Origin of the sequence: Vibrio profundi (assembly GCF_043642225.1) — a bacterium.
Classification (GTDB): Bacteria; Pseudomonadota; Gammaproteobacteria; order Enterobacterales; family Vibrionaceae; genus Vibrio; species Vibrio profundi_A.
In genome coordinates this window covers 1-1081 of the sequence record NZ_JBHZSF010000049.1, presented here as the reverse complement: position 1 = coordinate 1081, position 1081 = coordinate 1, and the positions used below count along the sequence as shown (strand labels likewise).

Sequence of the window (1081 nt, the reverse complement as noted above, 5' to 3'; positions counted from 1 at the left end):
CCGCTACTTTCGGAATCTCGGTTGATTTCTCTTCCTCGGGGTACTTAGATGTTTCAGTTCCCCCGGTTTGCCTCCTGCTGCTATGTATTCACAACAGGATACTAGCTTGTGCTAGTGGGTTTCCCCATTCGGAAATCCCAGACTCAAAAGACTTTTACTGTCTAATCTGGGCTTATCGCAAGTTAATACGTCCTTCATCGCCTCTGACTGCCAAGGCATCCACCGTGTACGCTTAGTCACTTAACCATACAACCCGAAGAAGTTTCGAGTTGATGATAAATCACCAAGGTTTTGGTTGTAATAAGAAGGGTTAATTCTTATTACGTGTTTGCCGGACTCAATTTTGAACTACTCAATCCCTTACTTTAAAAAAGTAAGACAAAGAGCCAAGACACTTGAATGTGTTTGTGTTGTGTTTATCAATAAAGATAAACATTGAGAACTTTTAAATTTGATTAACTTAATCACAGCCTTGAGCTGTTTGATTTCACTTTTCAAAGTGAAAACCAATTAAGTAATCAGTCAGCTTTCCAAATTGTTAAAGAGCATGTATTCCGAAGAATGCATTTTCTAAAGACTCTCGGACGGGCCGCGCAGGCGTCGAAAAAACCAACCAACAACATAAGAAGTGGTTTGGAGTTTTAACTTCCAAGAATATTTAGAGAATGGTGGGCGATACCGGGCTCGAACCAGTGACCCCCTGCTTGTAAGGCAGGTGCTCTCCCAACTGAGCTAATCGCCCACATAAGTTTTACATTTTCTGTGGAGAAAATGGTGGGTCGTGCAGGATTCGAACCTGCGACCAATTGATTAAAAGTCAACTGCTCTACCAACTGAGCTAACGACCCAATGGTATCCCGTAGGGGAGTCGAACCCCTGTTACCGCCGTGAAAGGGCGGTGTCCTAGGCCTCTAGACGAACGGGACACTGGATTGAAGAACTTGGGAGTTCTTCGTCTCTTTTACTTTCTAAACCGTATCAATCTGTGTGGACACTTATCGTGATATCTTCGTATAAGGAGGTGATCCAGCCCCAGGTTCCCCTAGGGCTACCTTGTTACGACTTCACCCCAGTCATGAAC

General features: G+C 43.9%; 3 tRNA genes and 2 rRNA genes. All 5 read right to left on the bottom strand.

The window, feature by feature from the left end:
- Positions 1-246 (bottom strand): 23S ribosomal RNA (locus ACHUFI_RS22465); the annotation flags it as partial.
- Between the two features lie 420 nt (positions 247-666).
- A tRNA-Val gene (locus ACHUFI_RS22460) sits at positions 667-742 on the bottom strand.
- Between the two features lie 30 nt (positions 743-772).
- A tRNA-Lys gene (locus tag ACHUFI_RS22455) sits at positions 773-848 on the bottom strand.
- A gap of 2 nt (positions 849-850) precedes the next feature.
- A tRNA-Glu gene (locus ACHUFI_RS22450) sits at positions 851-926 on the bottom strand.
- Between the two features lie 88 nt (positions 927-1014).
- Positions 1015-1081, bottom strand: a 16S ribosomal RNA gene (locus ACHUFI_RS22445); the annotation flags it as partial.